The 18,925-nt window shown below is 73.8% G+C and carries 13 protein-coding genes; 2 read left to right on the top strand and 11 right to left on the bottom strand.

Features of this window, described 5'->3' with window-relative positions; all coding sequences use genetic code 11:
* Window positions 1–48 precede the first annotated feature (48 nt).
* The 3 genes from K7862_RS08580 to lepA form a co-directional block, all read right to left on the bottom strand.
* On the bottom strand, window positions 49–1,839 hold the full coding sequence (locus K7862_RS08580; protein WP_222961843.1) for a SpoIIE family protein phosphatase: 1,791 nt from the start codon (window positions 1,837–1,839) through the stop codon (window positions 49–51).
* A gap of 230 nt (window positions 1,840–2,069) precedes the next feature.
* Window positions 2,070–3,953: an AMP-dependent synthetase/ligase gene (locus tag K7862_RS08575; protein ID WP_222961842.1), complete on the bottom strand. Its 1,884-nt coding sequence runs from the start codon at window positions 3,951–3,953 to the stop codon at window positions 2,070–2,072.
* A 129-nt stretch (window positions 3,954–4,082) separates the two neighbouring features.
* Window positions 4,083–5,966, bottom strand: a complete 1,884-nt coding sequence (lepA, locus tag K7862_RS08570) for a translation elongation factor 4 (RefSeq protein ID WP_222961841.1) — start codon at window positions 5,964–5,966, stop codon at window positions 4,083–4,085.
* 193 nt (window positions 5,967–6,159) lie between these two features.
* Here lepA and rpsT point away from each other — a divergent pair, with 193 nt between their 5' ends.
* Window positions 6,160–6,426, top strand: a complete 267-nt coding sequence (gene rpsT, locus K7862_RS08565) for a 30S ribosomal protein S20 (protein WP_222961840.1) — start codon at window positions 6,160–6,162, stop codon at window positions 6,424–6,426.
* A gap of 326 nt (window positions 6,427–6,752) precedes the next feature.
* Here rpsT and holA read toward each other — a convergent pair whose 3' ends face one another.
* Window positions 6,753–7,739, bottom strand: a complete 987-nt coding sequence (holA, locus tag K7862_RS08560) for a DNA polymerase III subunit delta (protein WP_222961839.1) — start codon at window positions 7,737–7,739, stop codon at window positions 6,753–6,755.
* A 132-nt stretch (window positions 7,740–7,871) separates the two neighbouring features.
* Here holA and K7862_RS08555 point away from each other — a divergent pair, with 132 nt between their 5' ends.
* Window positions 7,872–8,087, top strand: coding sequence for a hypothetical protein (locus tag K7862_RS08555; protein ID WP_222961993.1), 216 nt, complete (start codon window positions 7,872–7,874; stop codon window positions 8,085–8,087).
* Between the two features lie 3 nt (window positions 8,088–8,090).
* On the opposite strand, the gene K7862_RS08550 is transcribed toward K7862_RS08555, so the two are convergent.
* From K7862_RS08550 to leuS, 7 genes are all read right to left on the bottom strand, one after another.
* Complete coding sequence (locus tag K7862_RS08550; protein ID WP_222961838.1) at window positions 8,091–9,491, bottom strand: MFS transporter; 1,401 nt, start codon at window positions 9,489–9,491, stop codon at window positions 8,091–8,093.
* Window positions 9,491–10,105, bottom strand: a complete 615-nt coding sequence (locus K7862_RS08545) for a winged helix-turn-helix domain-containing protein (RefSeq protein WP_222961837.1) — start codon at window positions 10,103–10,105, stop codon at window positions 9,491–9,493. The genes K7862_RS08550 and K7862_RS08545 overlap by 1 nt, the downstream gene beginning before the upstream one ends.
* 72 nt (window positions 10,106–10,177) lie before the next feature.
* The gene (locus tag K7862_RS08540) at window positions 10,178–12,520 is read right to left on the bottom strand and encodes a ComEC/Rec2 family competence protein (RefSeq protein WP_262412856.1); all 2,343 of its coding nucleotides are present in this window, start codon (window positions 12,518–12,520) and stop codon (window positions 10,178–10,180) included.
* 533 nt (window positions 12,521–13,053) lie between these two features.
* Window positions 13,054–13,929, bottom strand: a complete 876-nt coding sequence (locus K7862_RS08535) for a ComEA family DNA-binding protein (RefSeq protein WP_262412855.1) — start codon at window positions 13,927–13,929, stop codon at window positions 13,054–13,056.
* Window positions 13,930–14,112: 183 nt separating this feature from the next.
* On the bottom strand, window positions 14,113–14,958 hold the full coding sequence (locus tag K7862_RS08530) for a DegV family protein (protein WP_222961835.1): 846 nt from the start codon (window positions 14,956–14,958) through the stop codon (window positions 14,113–14,115).
* Between the two features lie 281 nt (window positions 14,959–15,239).
* Complete coding sequence (locus K7862_RS08525; protein WP_222961834.1) at window positions 15,240–15,836, bottom strand: hypothetical protein; 597 nt, start codon at window positions 15,834–15,836, stop codon at window positions 15,240–15,242.
* Between the two features lie 203 nt (window positions 15,837–16,039).
* Window positions 16,040–18,922 carry a leucine--tRNA ligase gene (leuS, locus tag K7862_RS08520; RefSeq protein WP_222961833.1) on the bottom strand — a complete coding sequence of 961 codons (2,883 nt, stop codon included), beginning with the start codon at window positions 18,920–18,922 and terminating at the stop codon, window positions 16,040–16,042.
* Window positions 18,923–18,925 lie beyond the last annotated feature (3 nt).

Genomic DNA, 18,925 nt, shown 5'->3' with positions numbered 1-18,925 from the left:
CGCAGGGCTTAGTGCTGCCCGAGCGGGGACGGGCGACCGGGCCGGAGGTCAGAGGGCTTGGAGGACGAGGAGGGCGAGGTCGTCCGCGGGCGGCGTCTCGTCGTACTCGTGGACGGCCTTGCGCAGCCGCTCCGCCACGCCTGCCGCAGGCAACCCCGTGCAGCGGCTGAGCGCGGCCGCCAGGCCGTCCTCGTCGTCGAACTGGCGGTCCCCGTGCCGCCGCTCGGTCACCCCGTCCGTCACGCACAGCAGGGTGTCACCGGGCGCCAGCTCGAAGCTCTCCCCGGTGTAGCGGGCGTCGTCCGAGATCCCCAGCAGCATCTGCGGGGTGGCCGCGGGCCGCACCGTGCCGTCGGGCGCGAGCACCAGCGGCAGCGGGTGGCCGGCCGAGGCCAGGTTCACCCGGGCGCCGCGCCCCGGCCGGCCCGGCCGGATCTCCCCGTACAGCAGGGAGAGGAACCGCGCGTGCCCGTCCCACGCGGTGTTCTCCGCGAGCAGCGCCGTCGCGGCCTCGTCGGCGAGCGCCCTGTTGAGGCGGTCGAGGACGTCCGCGACCCCGCACCCCTCGCGCGCCAGCAGCCGCAGCACCGGCCGGGCGATCCCGGCCAGCGACGCGGCCTCCGGGCCGCTCCCGCACACGTCGCCCAGTGCGAAGCACCAGCGGCCGTCACCGGCCGGGAACAGGTCGTAGAAGTCCCCGCCGACCCAGTCGCCGGCCGTCGGCTCGTAGACGACGGCGTGGTCGACGCCGGGGATGCGTCCGGAGGCCGGCGGCAGCAGGCCCCGCTGCAGCACGGTGCTGATCATCGCCTGGCGGGCGTACTGCCGGGCGGTGCCGAGGGCGAGGGCGACCCGGCGGGCGAAGTCCTCGACCAGGCCGAGCCCGCCGTCGGGCAGGCCCCGCGGGGCGGCGGAGCCCAGCAGCAGGGTGCCGTGGCAGCGGCCGGCGGCGATCAGCGGGACGGCGAGCGCGGTGCCGGGGCCGCAGGGGGTGGCGTCGCCTCCGGGCCAGGGGTGGACCCTGGCGCCGGGCCGGTCGCCGGGCGGGACCGGGGTCCGCTCCAGGACCTCCCGCAGGCCGTCGATGCGCTGCTCCGCGCTGTGCCAGACGTGCGCGAGGCGGGGGGCGGCGCCGCCGGGGTAGAGCCAGACCGCGCACCAGTCAGCGAGCCGCGGCACCAGCAGCTGCCCGGCGAGCGAGGCGACGTTGTCCTCGTCGAGCTGCCCGGCGAGCAGGTCCGACGCCTCGGCCAGGAACGACAGCGAACCGTGGTCGCTCCAGCCCGGCTCGGTCCGCCGCGGCTGGGCCGGCAGGCTGGGCGCGAGAAGCTGCGCGGGGATGCGCACGGCCGGCTCGGGCGGGGCCGTCAGGGCGATGGCGCACCAGACGGTCTTGCGGTCGCGGCGGTAGGTGACGCCCCAGGTGTCGGAGAGCGCCGCGACGAGGTGGAGCCCGCGGCCCGCCTCGGACCGGTCGGCGCCGGCGCGGATTGCCTCGGCACGCTCGTTCCCGCGACCGGGCTCCGCGTGGTCGGCGTCGGCCCGCAGCGCGCGGGCGGGGTGGTGGTCGGTGACCTCCAGGACGAGCGCGGACTCGGCCGGATCGAGCCGGCAGACGAGCTCCACGGCGGTTCCGGCGTGGACCACGGCGTTCGTGACCAGCTCGCTGACCAGGAGGGTGCCGTCGTCCACGACGCGGTCGGCGAAGAACGGGTCGGCCCACTCCGCGAGCGCGGCGCGCAGGAATCTGCGGGCCGCGCCTGCGGCGAGCTCGTTGCCCGGGAGGCTGGTGCCGGTGGCCCGGCCGTGCGCTCGGGCCACCGCTGCGGTGGGGCTCACGCGCTCAGCCTGGCACCGGAAGGGGGTCAGGTCCCCGAAGCCGGGGCCGTCTCCCTCCTTCGTGCGCCGTTGACGCGCATTCGCCCGTGCGGGGGCGTGTCATCGACTACCCTCCGCGCGACCGCCCGCCGCCCGACCGTCTCCAGCCCGCCGACTCCAGCCCGCCGTCTCCAGCCCGCCGACTCCAGCCCGCCGACTCCAGCCCGCCGTCTCCAGCCGGCCGGCGCCCCTCAGGACTCGCGGGCCCCGGCGTACATCTCCTCGATGAGCGGCGCGAACTCCCGCTCCACCACGGGCCGCTTCAGCTTCAGGCTCGGGGTGAGGTCGCCGTGCTCGACGTCGAGGTCGCGCGGCAGCAGGCGGAACTTGCGGATCTGCTGCCAGCGCTGCAGCCCGTCGTTGAGCTGGTCCACGTAGCCCTGGATCAGTTCGCGGACCTGGTCGCTGCCGACCACCTCGGCGTAGCCGCGGCCCTCCAGGCCGTTCTCCTTGGCCCAGTCGAGGATGGTCGGCTCGTCGAGGGCGAGCAGCGCGGTGCAGAAGTTGCGGCCGCCGCCGACGACGAGGACGTTGCTGACGTAGGGGCAGACCGCCTTGAACTGGCCCTCGACCTCGGCGGGCGCGATGTACTTGCCGCCGGAGGTCTTGATCAGGTCCTTCTTGCGGTCGGTGATCTTGAGGAAGCCGTCGGGCGAGAGCTCGCCGATGTCCCCGGTGTGGAACCAGCCGTCGGGCTCCAGCACCTCGGAGGTCTTCTCCGGCAGGCCGTGGTAGCCCTGCATGATGCCGGGGCCGCGCAGCAGGATCTCGCCGTCCTCGGCGATCCGGACCTCGAGCCCGGGCAGCGCCTTGCCGACGGTGCCGGTGCGGTAGGACTCGCCGGGGTTGACGAAGCTGGCGGCGCTGGACTCGGTGAGGCCGTAGCCCTCCAGGATGTGGATGCCGGCCCCGGAGAAGAAGTAGCCGATGTCGGGGGCGAGTGCGGCCGAGCCGGACACACAGGCCCGCAGCCGGCCGCCGAACGCCTCGCGCAGCTTGGCGTACACGAGCTTGTCGGCCAGCGCGTGCTTGGCCCGCAGGCCCACCGGGGCGCTCGGCGTGCCGGTCAGCCGCAGGTTGTCCTGGGTCGTCCTGGCGTACTCGCGGGCGACCTCGGCGGCCCACTGGAAGATCTTGTACTTCGCGGGGCCGCCCGCCCGGGCCTTGGCCGCGACGCCGTTGTAGACCTTCTCGAAGATGCGCGGGACGGCCGCCATGTAGGTGGGCTGGACGACCGGCAGGTTCTCGATGATCTTGTCGACCCGTCCGTCGACGGCGGTGACGTGCCCGACGGTGATGTGCCCGGCGGTGAGCACCTTGCCGAAGACGTGGGCGAGCGGCAGCCACAGGTACTGCACGTCGTTCTCGTCGAGCAGGCCGATCGACTGGATGGCCCGGGCCATGTACGCCCAGGCGTCGTGCGGCAGCCGCACGCCCTTGGGGCGGCCGGTGGTGCCGGAGGTGTAGATGAGCGTGGCGAGCTGGTCGCTGGTGATGCGGGCGATCGCGTCGGTGACCGCCGCGGGGTGCGCCTCCAGGTAGGCGGCGCCGCGCTTCTCCAGCTGTTCGAGGGACAGCACCCAGCCGTCGCCCTCGGTGTCGGTGGCGCCGGCCGGGTCGATCACCACGACGTGGGCGAGGTCGGGCAGCTCGGCCCTGCGGGCACGGGCCTTGGCGAGCTGCCCGGCGTCCTCGGCGATCAGCACCCGGCTGCCGGAGTCGGCGAGGATGAAGGCGGTCTCGTCGGCGTTGGTGCTCGGATAGACCGTGGTGGTGGCCGCGCCCGCACAGAGCACGCCGAGGTCCGAGAGGATCCAGTCGACGCTGGTGTTGGCGGCGATCGCGACCCGTTCCTCGGCCCGCACCCCGAGGTCCATGAGGCCGGCCGCGATCGCGTACACCCGCGTCGCGGCCTGGCTCCAGGTGAGTGACTTCCATCCGTCGGGGCCCTGTCCGCTGTCCGGGGGAACGGGGTAGCGGTAGGCCTCGGCGTCCGGGGTGGCGGCGACCCGCTCCAGGAAGAGCGTGGCCACGGAGGGCGGCCGAGTCTCGAGCAACGTCTGGGTGTCGGTCACGACTACTACCTCCGGGCCGTTCCGGGCCTTGTTAACTCACCAGTAACCTAGTCGGTCGGATCAGGGTAGAGCGCCGACGGCCTGCGCGTAAGGGGAAAAGGCCGTCGGCTTGTAATCGTGAAGCTCTCTTCACTTCTTCGCTTTGCCGTCCCCGTCCGAGTCGGTGGACAGCACCGCGATGAACGCCTCCTGCGGGACCTCCACGCTGCCCACCATCTTCATCCGCTTCTTGCCTTCCTTCTGCTTCTCCAGCAGCTTGCGCTTACGGGAGATGTCTCCGCCATAGCACTTGGCGAGCACGTCCTTGCGGATGGCGCGCACCGTCTCACGGGCGATGACCCGCGAGCCGATGGCCGCCTGGATGGGCACCTCGAAGTTCTGCCGCGGGATGAGCTCCCGGAGCTTGGCCACCAGCCGCACGCCGTAGGCGTACGCCTTCTCCTTGTGGGTGATCGCGGAGAACGCGTCGACCTTGTCGCCGTGCAGCAGGATGTCGACCTTGACCAGGTCGGCGCTCTGCTCGCCGGTGGGCTCGTAGTCCAGCGAGGCGTAGCCGCGGGTCTTGGACTTCAGCTGGTCGAAGAAGTCGAAGACGATCTCGGCCAGCGGCAGGGTGTAGCGGATCTCGACCCGGTCCTCGGACAGGTAGTCCATGCCGAGCAGCGAGCCGCGCCGGTTCTGGCAGAGTTCCATGATCGCGCCGATGAACTCGGTGGGCGCCAGGACGGTGGCGCGCACCACCGGCTCGTACACCTCGGCGAGCTTGCCCTCGGGGAACTCGCTGGGGTTGGTGACGACGTGCTCCGAGCCGTCCTCCATGATCACCCGGTAGACCACGTTGGGCGCGGTCGCGATCAGGTCGAGGCCGAACTCGCGCTCCAGGCGCTCCCGGATCACGTCCAGGTGCAGCAGGCCCAGGAAGCCGACGCGGAAGCCGAAGCCGAGCGCGGCGGACGTCTCCGGCTCGTAGACCAGCGCCGCGTCGTTGAGCTGCAGCTTGTCCAGGGCCTCGCGCAGCTCCGGGTAGTCCGAGCCGTCCAGCGGGTACAGGCCGGAGAACACCATCGGCTTGGGGTCCTTGTAGCCGCCCAGCGGCACGGTGGCGCCGGCGCTCTGGCTGGTGATGGTGTCACCGACCTTGGACTGCCGGACGTCCTTCACACCGGTGATCAGGTAGCCCACCTCGCCGACGCCCAGACCGTCGGCCGGGAGCATCTCGGGCGAGTTGGTGCCGATCTCCAGCAGCTCGTGCGTGGCGCCGGTGGACATCATCCGGATCCGCTCGCGCTTGTTGAGCTGGCCGTCGACGACCCGGACGTAGGTGACGACGCCCCGGTAGGAGTCGTAGACCGAGTCGAAGATCATCGCGCGGGCGGGGGCGTCCTTGACGCCCACCGGGGCCGGCACGTCCCGCACCACGCGGTCCAGCAGCGCGTCCACGCCGACGCCGGTCTTGGCCGACACCCGCAGCACGTCGTCGGGGTCGCAGCCGATGAGGTTGGCCAGCTCCTCGGCGAACTTCTCCGGCTGGGCGGCCGGCAGGTCGATCTTGTTCAGCACCGGCACGATGGTGAGGTCGTTCTCCATCGCCAGGTAGAGGTTGGCCAGCGTCTGCGCCTCGATGCCCTGTGCGGCGTCCACCAGCAGGACCGTGCCCTCGCAGGCGGCCAGCGAGCGGGAGACCTCGTAGGTGAAGTCCACGTGGCCCGGGGTGTCGATCATGTTGAGGATGTGGGTCCGGCCCGCCTGCTCCCCGGCGGTCGGCGCCCACGGCAGCCGGACCGCCTGGGACTTGATCGTGATGCCCCGCTCACGCTCGATGTCCATGCGGTCGAGGTACTGGGCGCGCATCTGCCGCTGGTCGACGACGCCGGTGAGCTGCAGCATCCGGTCGGCCAGCGTCGACTTGCCGTGGTCGATGTGGGCGATGATGCAGAAATTGCGGATCAGCGCCGGATCGGTACGGCTGGGCTCCGGCACGTTGTGCGGCACATGGGAAGGGATGGCGGGCACGCAGGGTCCATTTTCTTGAGACGCGGCACGTTGCTACCTGTACGTTGCTGTCCATAGTCCCATGAGCCGGGCCCTGCTCCGGTTTGGGAGCCGGAGCGGGCTGCTGTTAATCTGGGGCGCTGCGCCTCGTGCCCTCTACCCGAGGCGCTCACCAGTAGGTACCCGAGCAGTACGAACCTGAGAAGGCTCTTTCGTGGCGAACATCAAGTCCCAGATCAAGCGCAACAAGACCAACGAGAAGGCGCGCCAGCGCAACAAGGCCGTCAAGTCCGAGCTGAAGACCGCGATCCGCCGTACCCGCGAGGCCGTGGCCGCCGGTGACGCGGAGAAGGCCAACGAGGCCGCGCGCTCCGCCGCCCGCAAGCTCGACAAGGCCGTCAGCAAGGGCGTCATCCACAAGAACCAGGCCGCCAACAAGAAGTCGGCGCTGGCTCAGTCGGTCTCCGCGCTCGAGGGCTGATCACCGGCTTCCGACGACCCAGCGGTCCACGGCACCGCGGACAACCGGAACCAGCGGCCCCTCTACCGCCCGGACCCGCATCGCTCGGACCATCGCACCGCACTCGGACGTTCGCCACGTTGCTGCGGTGCTGGGCGCGGAAGCCTGATCGCACCCGATCGGAAGCACACAGCACCGCCCGCCCGGACTTCCCGGGCGGGCGGTGCTGTCGTGTGCGGCGGGTGCTGTCGGGTCAGGCCGTCGGAGGGCATCGGTCACTCGGTCACACCGGTGGAGCGAGAGGTGTGAGGCGCTGGTGAGCCGCGAGGTGTGAGCGCCGGGTGCCGCTAGCCGCGGGAGCGGGCGGCGCGGGCGATGGTGACGACTGCCTTCTCCAGCGCGTAGGCGGGGTCGGCACCCCCGCCCTTGACGGCGGCGTCGGCCTCGGCGACCGCGCGCAGCGCGACCGAGACACCGTCCGCGCTCCAGCTGCGCATCTGCTGCCGGACGCGGTCGATCTTCCACGGCGGCATGCCCAGATCACGGGCGAGCTGGCCGGGGTTGGCCCCGCGGGGGGCGGAGGCGAGCTTGCCGATGGCGCGCACGCCGGAGGCCAGGGCGAAGGTGATGCCGGGCAGCGGCTGGCCGACGGACACCGCCCAGCGCAGGCGCTCCAGCGCCTCGGCGGTCCGGCCGGTGACCGCGAGGTCGGCGACCTCGAAGCCGGTCGCCTCCGCGCGGCCGGTGTAGTACCGGGCGACCACCGCGACGTCCACCGTGCCGTCGGTGTCGGCCACCAGCTGGGCGCAGGCGCTGGCGAGCTCGCGCAGGTCGCTGCCCAGGGCGTCGACCAGCGCCTGGGCGGCCTCGGGCGTCGCGGAACGGCCCAGGGTGCGGAACTCGCCGCGGACGAACGCCAGCCGGTCGGCGGGCTTGGTCATCTTCGGGCAGGCCACCTCGCGGGCGCCGGCCTTGCGCGCGGCGTCGAGCAGCGCCTTGCCCTTGGCGCCGCCGGCGTGCAGCAGCACCAGCACGACCTCCTCGACGGGCGCGCCGATGTAGGCCCTGACCTCCTTGACGCTGTCGGCCGAGAGGTCCTGGGCGTTCCTGACGACGATGACCTTGCGCTCGGCGAACAGCGACGGGCTGGTCAGCTCGGCGAGCGTCCCGGGCTGCAGGGCGTCGGACGTCAGGTCGCGCACGTCGGTGTCCGGATCGGCGGCGCGGGCGGCCGTCACCACCTCGCGCACGGCGCGGTCGAGCAGCAGGTCCTCCTGGCCCACGGCGAGGGTGAGCGGAGCGAGGACGTCGTCGGGTGCGGTCTTCCTGGCCATCGCCGACCAGCATCCCACGGCCCGCCGACAACCGGGCCCGGGGACAATACCGGGGTGAGCGCTGAGACCCCCGACCACCGCGGCCCCGACGGCCCCCACGACCCAGACGGCCCGCACGGCCCGCACGTTCTCGTGCTGCCCGACCGCGACGCCGCCGAGGAGGTGGCGGAGCTGCTGACCTCCCGCTTCGCGCTGTCCGCGGAGCCGCGCCTGGTCCGGGACGCGCTCGCCGGGGAGGACGACGCGGAGGACGCCCAGTGGCTGGTCGTGGTCGAGGACCCGGCGGGAGCGCTGGACACCGCCGAACTGGACTCCCTGGCCGAGGAGTTCGAGGGCTGGCTGGAGTAGCGGCTACCGCCGCGTCGCCTCCGCCCGGGACGCCTCGGCTGCCCGCGGTGCCCCGGCCCCGGCCCCGGCCCCGGCCCCGGCCCCGGCCCCGGCGGAGTCTGCGGCCGGGGTGGTGACGGAGTCCGGGCCGGCGTCGGCCAGGACGGCCTTCTCGGGCAGCTCGCGCAACCCCGGCACCGGGGACGGGAGCAGCCACAGCACGCAGAGCACGCCGCCCGCCGTGGCGATCCACAGCGTCGGCCGCACGCCGAGGGTGCTGCCCAGCAGGCCGCCGACCAGCGCGCCGAGCGGGCGCATGCCGTAGTTGACCGTGCGGAACGCGCCCGAGACCCGCGACCGCAACGCGTCAGGTATGACCGCGGCCTGGAGTGAGCCGCTGCCGATGTCGAGCAGCATCAGGCCGATCCCGGACAGGAACTCCGAGGTGAACAGCAGCGCCAGCACGGCGGGCTCGGGCCCGCCGGCCAGCGGCACCAGCATCAGCGGCGCGGGGAAGCCGACGCAGCCGAGGACGATCGTCGGCCCGATGCCGACCCGGCGCACGATCCGGCCGGTCAGCACGGCGCCCGCCAGACCGCCGACCGCTCCCGCGCCGACCACCACGCCCAGCGTGCCGGCGCTCAGCCCGAGCCGGTCGACGGCGTAGAGGACGACCAGGGTGTGGAAGATGAAGTTGAAGAAGTTCACCGTGGCCGCGGACGTCACCAGGGCCCGCAGCACGGGGCTGCGGAAGATGAAGCGGAGCCCGGCGGAGAAGTGGCCCTTGACCGGGGTGGCCGGGGGCGGCTCGTCGGGCGCGATCCGGCTCAGGGTGACCGCCGAGACCAGGTAGGACACGGCGTCGGCGAGCAGCGCCAGGGGCGCGGCGAGCACCTGGACGAGCAGCCCGCCGGCGCTCGGCCCGGCCACGAACGAGAACGCCCTGCTGCCGTTGCCCAGCGCGTTCCCCTCGACGTACTGCTCGGGTTTCACCAGCGACACGAACAGCGTGGCGTTGCAGACGTCGAAGACCACGGCCAGCACGCCCACCGCGAAGGCCACCACGTAGAGCTGCGGCAGCCCGAGCACGCCGAGCGCGTACGCGACCGGGACCGAGACCATCAGCGCCGCCCGGCCGAGGTCCGCGGCGATCATCACCGCGCGCCGCCGCCCCCGGCGGTCCGCCCAGGCTCCGGCCGCCATCGAGAAGAGCAGCGCGGGCAGCAGCCCGGCCATCGACAGCCAGCCCATCTGGGCGGGGTCGGCGTGGAGGACGAGCACGGCGGCCAGCGGGAGGGCGAGGAAGGTGATCTCGTCACCCAGGAACGAGACGGTCTGCCCGGTCCAGTAGCGGCGGAACGGCCGGTCGTGCAGCAGCGCCGGAACCCGGCGGCCGAGGCCCCGTACAGCGGTGGCGGCGCTCATCACGGCTCCTCCTCCCGGGCGGGCGGTTCGGGTTCGGGGGCGACGTACGCGATCTGCAGGTAGGGCACGCGGCGGGCCCCCTCCGGCCGCAGCGACGGGTCGCTCCCGCGGTCGGCGTACCGGGCCACCAGGGCGTCGATCCGCTCCCCCAGCTCGGTGAGTTCCTGCGGGGTGAGATAGAGCGTGACGTCGGTGAACCGCTCCGCCTCCTGCCACTCCGGGGGCAGCTCCCGGCGCGCCTCCAGCGCGCGGGTCATGCGGTGGAAGTGGTTCTCGGCGACGGCGAGCGTCAGCGCGTTGGCGGCCTCGGCGACGGCCGGGTCCTCGGAGTAGCCGGGCCAGCCCGTGTACTCGGCGGTGGCCCGCCACGGCTTCTCGCGCCCCGGGCCGCCCGGGTCGTCCTCCTCCACCAGCCCGTACTTGGCCAGGATCCGCAGGTGGTACGAGCAGCTCGCGACCGATTCGCCGGTGAGTTCGGCGGCGCGGGTCGCGGTGAGCGGGCCTTCGCGGCGCAGCAGCCCGGCCAGCGTCATCCGGGTGGGGTGGGCGTAGGCGCGCAGCGCCCGGGGATCGGTGAGCTCGACCTTGGACCGGCTCTGCTTTTTCTCCGCCATGCTCATCAAGGTATCTTTCTAAAGAAGTGCTTACAAGCATTTCTTTAGAAAGAAGCCTTGATCTTCAGGCTGTCAGCTACCCCTTCCCGTGACGACTCGCAGGTCCGCCGGGCCGTCACCGCTCACCGCCACCGGCCCGTCGGTGTCCGTGCGCAGCACCACCGCGCCGAGGGCCCGCAGCACGGTGACCGTGCGGACGCTCGGATGGCCGTAGGGATTGCCCGCGCCGACCGAGATCAGCGCCAGCCGCGGCCGCACCCGGGTGAACAGCGCCGGATCCTGGTACGCCGACCCGTGGTGCGCGACCTTCAGCACGTCGACCCGCGGCAGGTCCGGCGTCTCCGTCAGCAGCTCCTCCTGCGCGGACGGCTCCAGGTCGCCCATGAGCAGCAGCGTCAGTCCGGCGGTGCGCACCAGCAGGGCCACGCTGGCGTCGTTCGGGTTGTCGTCCGGCAGGTCCGCGGCCACGGGCGGCGGCCACAGCACCCGCCACTCCAGCGGACCGAGGCGCTGCTCCTCCCCCGCCTCCGCCCGGACCTCCCGCACATGCGCGGCGGCCGCCTCCCGGCGCACCCGGGCGGCCTGCCCGGCGGGGGCGTCCAGCATGCTCGTCTCGATCGCGCCGACCCGCCGCCCGCGCAGCACCCCGGGCAGGCCGTCGACGTGGTCGGCGTGGAAGTGCGTGAGGATCAGCAGCGGGATCGTGGTGACCCGCAGCGCGCGCAGGCACCGGTCGGCCAGTGCCGGGTCGGGGCCGGTGTCGACGACGACCGCGCTGCCCGGGCCCGCGGCCAGCGCCAGCGCGTCGCCCTGTCCCACGTCGCACATCGCGAACCGCCAGTCGGCCGGCGGCCACGCGGCGACCTGCCCGGGCAGCGGAACCGGGCGCAGCAGGGCACCCAGCAGCAGGAGTGCGCCCGCCGCGCACAGCCAGGGGCGCCGCAGCAGCGGGCGGCCGCAGTAGACGGCGGCGACCGTGACCACCGCGAGCAGCGCCGCTCCCGTCATCCCCTCGGGCCAGGCGATCTCCGCGCCCGGAAGCGCCGCGGCGTACCGGGCGACCGCGACGATCCAGCGGGTCGGCCACCCCGCGAGCCAGGCCACCGCCACGGCCGCGGACGGCGCGAGCGGATGGATGGCGAGCGCGGCGAACCCGAGGACGGTCGCGGCGCCCACCGCCGGCTCGGCGAGCAGGTTGCAGGGGACGGCCACCAGGCTCACATGACTGGTGAGCAGTACCAGTACCGGCCCGCACACCGCCTGGGCGGCACCGGCCGCGCCGAGGGCCGCGGCCGGACGCGGCGGCACTCCGTGGGTCCGCAGTGCCGACGTCCACCGCGGCGCCAGCGTCAGCAGCGAACCGGTCGCCAGCACGGACAGGACGAAGCCGTAGGACCGGGCGAGGTCCGGGTCGTAGAGCACGAGCAGCAGAACCGCGGTGGCCAGCGCGGGCAGCAGGGAACGGCGGCGGCCGGTGCCGATGGCGAGCAACGTGATCAGCCCGCAGACCGCCGCGCGCAGCACGCTCGGGCTCGGCCGGCACACCAGCACGAAGGCCAGCGTGAGGGCGGCACCCACCCCGGCCGTCCAGCGCAGCGGAAGCCCGAGTCTGGCCGCCGCGCCACGCCGTTCGGCCCGGATCGCGACACCCGGCGGGCCGATCAGCAGGCACAGCACGATGGTCAGGTTGGCGCCCGAGACGGCGGTGAGATGCGCGAGGTCCGTGGCCTTGAACGCCTCGGCCAGCTCCGGCGAGATCCCCGAGGTGTCCCCCACCACCAGCCCGGGCAGCAGGGCCCGGACGTCCCCGGGCAGCGGCGCGGCGGCCTCGCGCAGCCCGGCGCGCAGCGAGGCGGCGACGCGCTGCGGCGTGCTGGGCCCGCTGACGATGCGCGGCGGCCCGTGCGCGCGGAGCACGTCCGGCGGGGCGAGCCGAGCCGTCACGGTGATCCGGGTGGACGGGATCAGCCGCAGCCAGGGTCCGGCCGAGCCGCCGGCCATCACCACGACCGGTGTGCGGATCCGGGTGCCGGCGACCTCCTCGGCGACCGCCGGGACGACCACGAAGGGCGGGGCGCCGCGGGCCGAGGTCGCCAGGGCGGCCTTGGGCACGAAGGGGTCACCCGTCACCCGCACGGTCACCTCGGCGGTGGCCCGGGCCTTGGCCAGGGCGGGGATCGGGCCGCGGTGGCGGTCGGCCGCGGACAGGGCGGAGGTGACGATCGCGGCGGTGGCGCAGAGGGCGCAGGCGAGGGCGGCCATCGCCAGGGGGGCCCTGCGGTGGCGTGCGCGGAGGGCCAGGCCGAGGCCCACGCAGGCGGCCGGCGCGGCGATGACGGCGGCCAGGGTCCACCCCACGCCGGCCGCCGGGGCGAGGGCGGCGGCGCCCCAGGCCGCGAGTGCCGGCCCCACCATCCGCAGGTCCGGCGGCCCTTCCTGCCGCGGCTCCGCCGCACCCAACGGTGAAGCCGCCGCGGCGTGAACCGCCGCTCGCTCTCCCCGCGAGGCGCCCTGGCCCGCACCGTGACCGCCGCCCCCATGCCCGTCGCCGTCCCCTGGTGCCCCTTCCGCCCGGTGACGGGCTGCCCCGCCGTCGTTGCCGTGCCCCCCGCCTTCAATGGCCTCGACCTCCACCGCGTGGCCCGCGCCCTGCCCGAACACCGGGGCTGACTTGGCCGCCTCCGCGTGGCCGCGCCCGCCCCCGCCTGCCCCTTCCACCCGGGGACGAACCGACCCGCCACCGTGGCCTCTCGCGCCGTTCCCCGCGCCCCCGACGGGCCCGGCCCCTGCATAGCCCGCGCCCTGCCCGAACACCCGGGCTGACTTGGCTGCCACCGCGTGGCCGCGCTCTCCCGCCCGGGGACGAACCGACCCGCCACCACGGCCGCCTGCGCCAGTCCCCGCGCCCGCAGCCGTCTCATCGCGCACCCGGGCTGGCTTGGGGCGGTTCATGGGTGGACCAGGGGCTGGAGGGTGGTGAATTTGCGGGGGCCGATGCCGGGGATCTGGCGGAGCTGCTGGAGGGAGGTGAAGCCGCCGTGCTGGGTGCGGAAGTCGATGATGTGCTGGGCGAGGACCGGGCCCACGCCCGGGAGTGCGTCGAGCTGCGCGGGGGTGGCGGAGTTGAGGCTGAGGGGGGCGGTCGCGGTCGCGTCGCCCGGAGAGGAGGCCGCGGCGGGTGGCGCGGGGAGCCCGACCAGGATCTGTTCGCCGTCGCTCAGGGGCCGGGCCAGGTTGAGAGCGGTGGTGTCGGCACCGGGCAGCGGGCCGCCCGCGGCGGCCAGCGCGTCAGCCACGCGTGCCCCCTTGGGCAGTTGCCGCAGTCCCGGCCGGGCGACCTTCCCGGCGACATCGACCGTTAGCTTCGGCGGCGCGGCGGCCGGGCGGACGCTCTGCACCCGCGGAAGGGCGGCCGCCGCCGCGGCCGGAGGCGGGACCCCCACGGCATGCGGGCGCCCGGCCCAGTAGTGCTGGACGGCCAGCCCGAGGGCCACCAGCAGCACCACCGCCAGAGCCAGCACCGTTCTGAACTCCAGCCCGCACCGCACGAAGAGCCACGCACGCAGCCGGCCGACCGGCCCTTCCCCGAAGACCGGCACACCCGGCAGCGGCTCGGCCAGCCGCGGCTCGTGCCCGCCGAGCCCGAAGTCCTGCCCATCCGGACGAAGTTGGGCAGCCCCGGAGCTGCCGACCGGGTCGGGCTTGCGCCCGCCCGGCCGGGCGAACATCGCCGCCGCCCGCTCCCGCGTCATCGTGGCGGGATCAGGTACCGGCGGCCCTGAAATCGTCTTGTCACGGGCGTCGATGACGTTCTGTCGGTTCATGCACCTGATGCTGAACCGAACCGCCACCCAAAGATGATCTTGCTCGTTTTCTGTGGACGAACCCCCACTTGTGGAAAACTCCGCCACTCGTGTGGGCGACCCACGCGCAGGCCGGCCCGCTCCTCATCGCGACCCGCCCGCCGCCCGCCCGGCCCCCACTCAGCCGCCCGCACGGGCCCCCCGTCACCGCGGCGAGACCACAACCCCCAGCAACCCCGGCCCCGCGTGCGCGCCGATCACCGCGCCCACCTCGCTGACCACCAGGTCATCCAGGCCCGGCACCCGCTCGCGCAGCCGGTCCGCGAGCGTCGCGGCCCGGTCCCCCGCCGCGAGGTGGTGGACGGCCAGCGCCACCCGACGGCTGCCGGCCCGCTCGACGACGATCTCCTCCAGCCGGCTGATCGCCTTGGAGGCCGTCCGCACCTTCTCCAGCAGCTCGATCCGGCCGTCCGCCAGCCGCAGCAGGGGTTTGACGGCGAGCGCGGAACCCAGCAGCGCCTGTGCCGCACCGATCCGGCCGCCGCGCCGCAGATAGTCGAGGGTGTCGACGTAGAAGTAGGCGGAGGTGTCGGCGGCCCGCTTCTCAGCCGCGGCCACCACTTCGTCCGGCGTCGCACCGGCCTCGGCCGCCTCGGCCGCGGCCAGCACCGTGAAGCCCAGCGCCATCGCGACCATGCCGGTGTCGACCACCCGCACCGGCACCGGCGCGTCCTTCGCGGCGACCCGCGCCGCGTCGTAGGTCCCCGAGACGTCGGCGGACAGGTGCAGCGAGACGATGGCGTCGGCGCCCGTGGCGGCCACGGCCTCGTAGGTCGTGGCGAACTCGGCGGGCGAGGGCCGCGAAGTGGTGACGGGGTGGCGCCGCTGCAGGGCCCGGGCGACGGCCGGGGCGGAGATCTCGGTGCCCTCCTCGAAGGCCTCGTCGCCGATCACCACCGTGAGCGGGACCACCGAGATGCCGTGCCGCGTCAGCGCCTCCTGGCCCAGGTAGGCGGTGGAGTCCGTGACGATGGCGACGTGCGGGGGCATGTGCGGAGATTACCGGGGTGCCGCACAGGAGGACAGTTTGGCTCCGCCACCGGGCGCCGCCGGGCCCCGGCCACCGCCTGTCGCGGGCACTCCGCCGCACGCCCCGTGACCGCCGCCCACCGCGGGCACTCCGCAGCACGACCCGCGGCCACCACGCATCACCGGCACTCCGCCGCACGCCCCGTGACCGCCGCCCACCGCGGGCACTCCGCTGCACAACCCGCGGCCACCACGCATCGCGGCCCCTCCCCCGCACAGCCCGTCACCCGCCCCCGTCCCGCTCACTCCCCGGTCGTGCCCAGCCGGGCGCGTCCCCACCCGGGCTTGCTCTCGGGCTCCTCCCAGTGGCGCAGGGCCCCGGCTTCCAGGGCGATGTCACGGCCGAGCGCGGCGAGCTCGTCGTCGGCGAAGTGGCGGGCGCGGTCCTGGGCCGCCCAGCGCAGGGTGTCCGCGGAGTGCGCGACGCGGTGGGTGCGCTCGGCGAGGTCGGGGAGGCGCGCGGCCACCCGGTCGCGGTCGGGTTCGCGTTCCAGCATCCGCAGTTCGCCGTCGAGGATGCGGGCGTGCTCGTCCAGGCGCTTGAGCAGGGCCGCGGCCTCCGACAGCGACGCGTCGCTCGCCCGGCCCTCCTCCAGGGCGCGGGTCGTGCTGTCGAGGGAGGTGCGCAGTTGCAGGCGCAGCTTGGCCAGCTCGCCGGCGGTGCCGGTCATGGTGTAGCGGCGGGCCCGGATACGGCTGTCCTCGACGACCCGCCGGGCCTGCGTGGTGCTCCTGGCGACCTGGCGTTTGACCGCGCGGACGGTGCGGACCGTCGCCACGGTCGCGAGGGTCGCGAAGATCAGGAAGAACAGGAGGGCGATGATGCCTGCGGTCTCCACCGGTCACTCCTCCCGGCCTGGTGCCGCGGCATGGCCGCGGGGGCCTGGTACCGGCCCGTCTCCACCGTAACGGGAAAGGGCAGGTCCCGGGATCCGGTGGATCCCCGAACCTGCCCCGCGCGCCCCTTAGGGGACCCGCCCGCGAACGTCCCGGGCCGGTCGCCCGACCCGCGAAAGTCCCCCGGGCCGGTTGCCCGACCCGCTCAGACGACGATGTTGACCAGCTTCGGCGCCCGCACGATGACCTTGCGGACCTGCGCGCCGCCCAGGGCCGCGACCACCGCCGGGTCGGCCAGCGCGGCGGCCTCCAGCTCGGTCTCGGAGATGGTGGGCGGCACTTCCAGCCGGGCCTTGACCTTGCCCTTGATCTGGACGACGCACACCACGGCCTCGTCCTGGACCAGCGCCGGGTCGGCGACCGGGAAGGGCGCGTGGGCCAGCGAGGAGGTGTGGCCCAGACGGGACCACAGTTCCTCGGCGACGTGCGGCGCCAGCGGCGCGATCATCAGCACCAGCGACTCGGCCACCGTGCGCGGGACCGGGCGGCCGGTCTTGGTCAGGTGGTTGTTCAGCTCGGTGATCTTGGCGATGGCGGTGTTGAACCGCAGGCCCGCCATGTCGCCGGTGACCCCGTCGATCGCCTTGTGCAGCGCGCGCAGGGTCTCCTCGTCGGGCTCGGTGTCGGCCACCGTGACCTCGCCGGTCGTCTCGTCGACGACGTTGCGCCACAGCCGCTGCAACAGCCGGTACTGGCCGACGACCGCGCGGGTGTCCCACGGCCGGGAGACGTCCAGCGGGCCCATCGCCATCTCGTACAGGCGCAGGGTGTCGGCGCCGTACTCGGCGCAGATCTCGTCAGGCGTGACCGCGTTCTTCAGCGACTTGCCCATCTTGCCCAGCAGCCGCGAGACCTGCTCGCCCTGGTGGTAGAACCGGCCGTCGCGCTCCTCGACCTCGGCGGCGGGCACGGCGATGCCGCGCGCGTCGCGGTAGACGAACGCCTGGATCATGCCCTGGTTGAACAGCTTGTGGAACGGCTCGAAGGACGAGATGTGGCCCAGGTCGAACAGCACCTTGTGCCAGAAGCGGGCGTACAGCAGGTGCAGCACCGCGTGCTCGGCGCCGCCCACGTACAGGTCGACGCCGCCGGCCGGCTCGCCCTCGCGCGGGCCCATCCAGTACGCCTCGGCGTCCGGGGCGACCAGGCGCTCGGCGTTGTGCGGGTCCAGGTAGCGCAGCTCGTACCAGCAGGAGCCGGCCCAGTTGGGCATGGTGTTGGTCTCGCGCCGGTAGGTGCGGACGCCGTCGCCCAGGTCCAGCTCGACGGTGACCCAGTCCTCGTTGCGCGACAGCGGGGTCTCCGGGGAGGTGTCCGCGTCGTCGGGGTCGAAGGTGCGCGGGCTGTAGTCGTCGACCTCGGGCAGTTCGACCGGCAGCATCGAGGCGGGCAGCGCGTGGGCGGTGCCCTCCTCGTCGTAGACGATCGGGAACGGCTCGCCCCAGTACCGCTGGCGGCTGAACAGCCAGTCCCGCAGACGGTAGTTGACGGTGCCCTCGCCGATGCCGCGCTCGGACAGCCAGGTGGTGATCGCGGCCTTGGCCTCGGTCACGCTCATGCCGTCCAGCGAGATGCCCGCGCCGCTGGAGTTGATGATCCGCGCGTCGTAGGAGGCGAACGCGTCGTCCCACTCGGCCGGGTCGGTGCCGCGGCCGTCGGTGGGCTCGACGACGCAGCGCATCGGCAGCTCGAAGGCGCGGGCGAAGGCGAAGTCGCGGGAGTCGTGGGCGGGCACGGCCATGATGGCGCCGGTGCCGTAGCCCATCAGCACGTAGTCGGCGATGAAGACCGGGACGGGGTCGCCGCTGACCGGGTTGACGGCGAAGGCGCCGGTGAAGACACCGGTCTTGTCCTTGGCCTCGGCCTGCCGCTCGACGTCGGACTTCGACGCGGCCTGCTTGCGGTAGGCGGCGACGGCCTCGGTGGGCGTGGCGTGGCCGCCGGTCCACACCTCGTGGGTGCCCTCCGGCCAGGCGTCCGGGACGATCGACTCGACCAGCTCGTGCTCGGGCGCCAGGACCATGTAGGTGGCGCCGAACAGGGTGTCCTGACGCGTGGTGAAGATGGTGACGGCGTGCTCGGCGTGGCTGCCGGACGCCTCGTGCACGGGGAAGTCGACGCGGGCGCCCTCGCTGCGGCCGATCCAGTTGCGCTGCTGCAGCTTGATCGCCTCGGGCCAGTCCAGCAGGTCCAGGTCGTCCAGCAGCCGGTCGGCGTAGGCGGTGATGCGCATCATCCACTGCCGCAGGCTGGTCTTGAAGACCGGGTAGTTGCCGCGTTCGGAGCGGCCCTCGGCGGTGACCTCCTCGTTCGCCAGCACGGTGCCCAGGCCGGGGCACCAATTGACCGGGGACTCCGCGGAGTAGGCCAGGCGGTACCCGCCCAGCACCTCGGCCCGCTCGGGGCCGGTCAGCGCGTCCCAGGGGCGGCCGTCGGGGGTGCGGCGGCTGCCGTCGGCGAACGCCGCCTCCAGCTCGGCGATGGGCCGGGCGCGGCCGGCCTCCTCGTCGTACCAGGAGTTGTAGATCTGCAGGAAGATCCACTGCGTCCAGCGGTAGTAGGCGGGGTCGATGGTGGCGAAGGAGCGGCGGCGGTCGTGGCCCAGGCCCAGGCGGCGCAGCTGCCGCTGCATGGTGACGATGTTGGCCTCGGTGGACACCCGCGGGTGGGTGCCGGTCTGCACCGCGTACTGCTCGGCGGGCAGGCCGAAGGCGTCGAAGCCCAGGGTGTGCAGCACGTTGTGGCCGGTCATCCGCTGGTGGCGGGCGAAGACGTCGGTGGCGATGTAGCCCAGCGGGTGGCCGACGTGCAGTCCCGCGCCCGAGGGGTACGGGAACATGTCCATGATGTACTTCTTGGGACGGGCCACCAGCTCGGGGTCGCTGTCCAGGTCACCGCTGGGGTTGGGCGCGGCGAAGGTGCCGTCGGCCTCCCAGTAGTCCTGCCAGCGGCCCTCGATCTCCGCGGCCAGCTCGGCCGTGTAGCGGTGGGGCGCAGCCGTCTCGGCGGCCGGGGTGGTGTCGCTCATCGT

The organism is Actinacidiphila acidipaludis (genome assembly GCF_019890725.1).
Lineage (GTDB): Bacteria > Actinomycetota > Actinomycetes > Streptomycetales > Streptomycetaceae > Actinacidiphila > Actinacidiphila acidipaludis.
This window is presented reverse-complemented; position numbering and strand designations above follow the sequence as displayed.

What these genes read in the sequence shown, in the direction of transcription:
- K7862_RS08540 (WP_262412856.1), bottom strand. Translation starts at nt 12,520, where the DNA reads ATGGTGGGGCCGGCACTCGCGGCCTGGGGCGCCGCCGCCCTCGCCCCG.
- K7862_RS08535 (WP_262412855.1), bottom strand. Translation starts at nt 13,929, where the DNA reads ATGAACCGACAGAACGTCATCGACGCCCGTGACAAGACGATTTCAGGG.
- K7862_RS08530 (WP_222961835.1), bottom strand. Translation starts at nt 14,958, where the DNA reads ATGCCCCCGCACGTCGCCATCGTCACGGACTCCACCGCCTACCTGGGC.
- holA (WP_222961839.1), bottom strand. Translation starts at nt 7,739, where the DNA reads ATGGCCAGGAAGACCGCACCCGACGACGTCCTCGCTCCGCTCACCCTC.
- K7862_RS08550 (WP_222961838.1), bottom strand. Translation starts at nt 9,491, where the DNA reads ATGAGCGCCGCCACCGCTGTACGGGGCCTCGGCCGCCGGGTTCCGGCG.
- leuS (WP_222961833.1), bottom strand. Translation starts at nt 18,922, where the DNA reads ATGAGCGACACCACCCCGGCCGCCGAGACGGCTGCGCCCCACCGCTAC.
- K7862_RS08545 (WP_222961837.1), bottom strand. Translation starts at nt 10,105, where the DNA reads ATGGCGGAGAAAAAGCAGAGCCGGTCCAAGGTCGAGCTCACCGATCCC.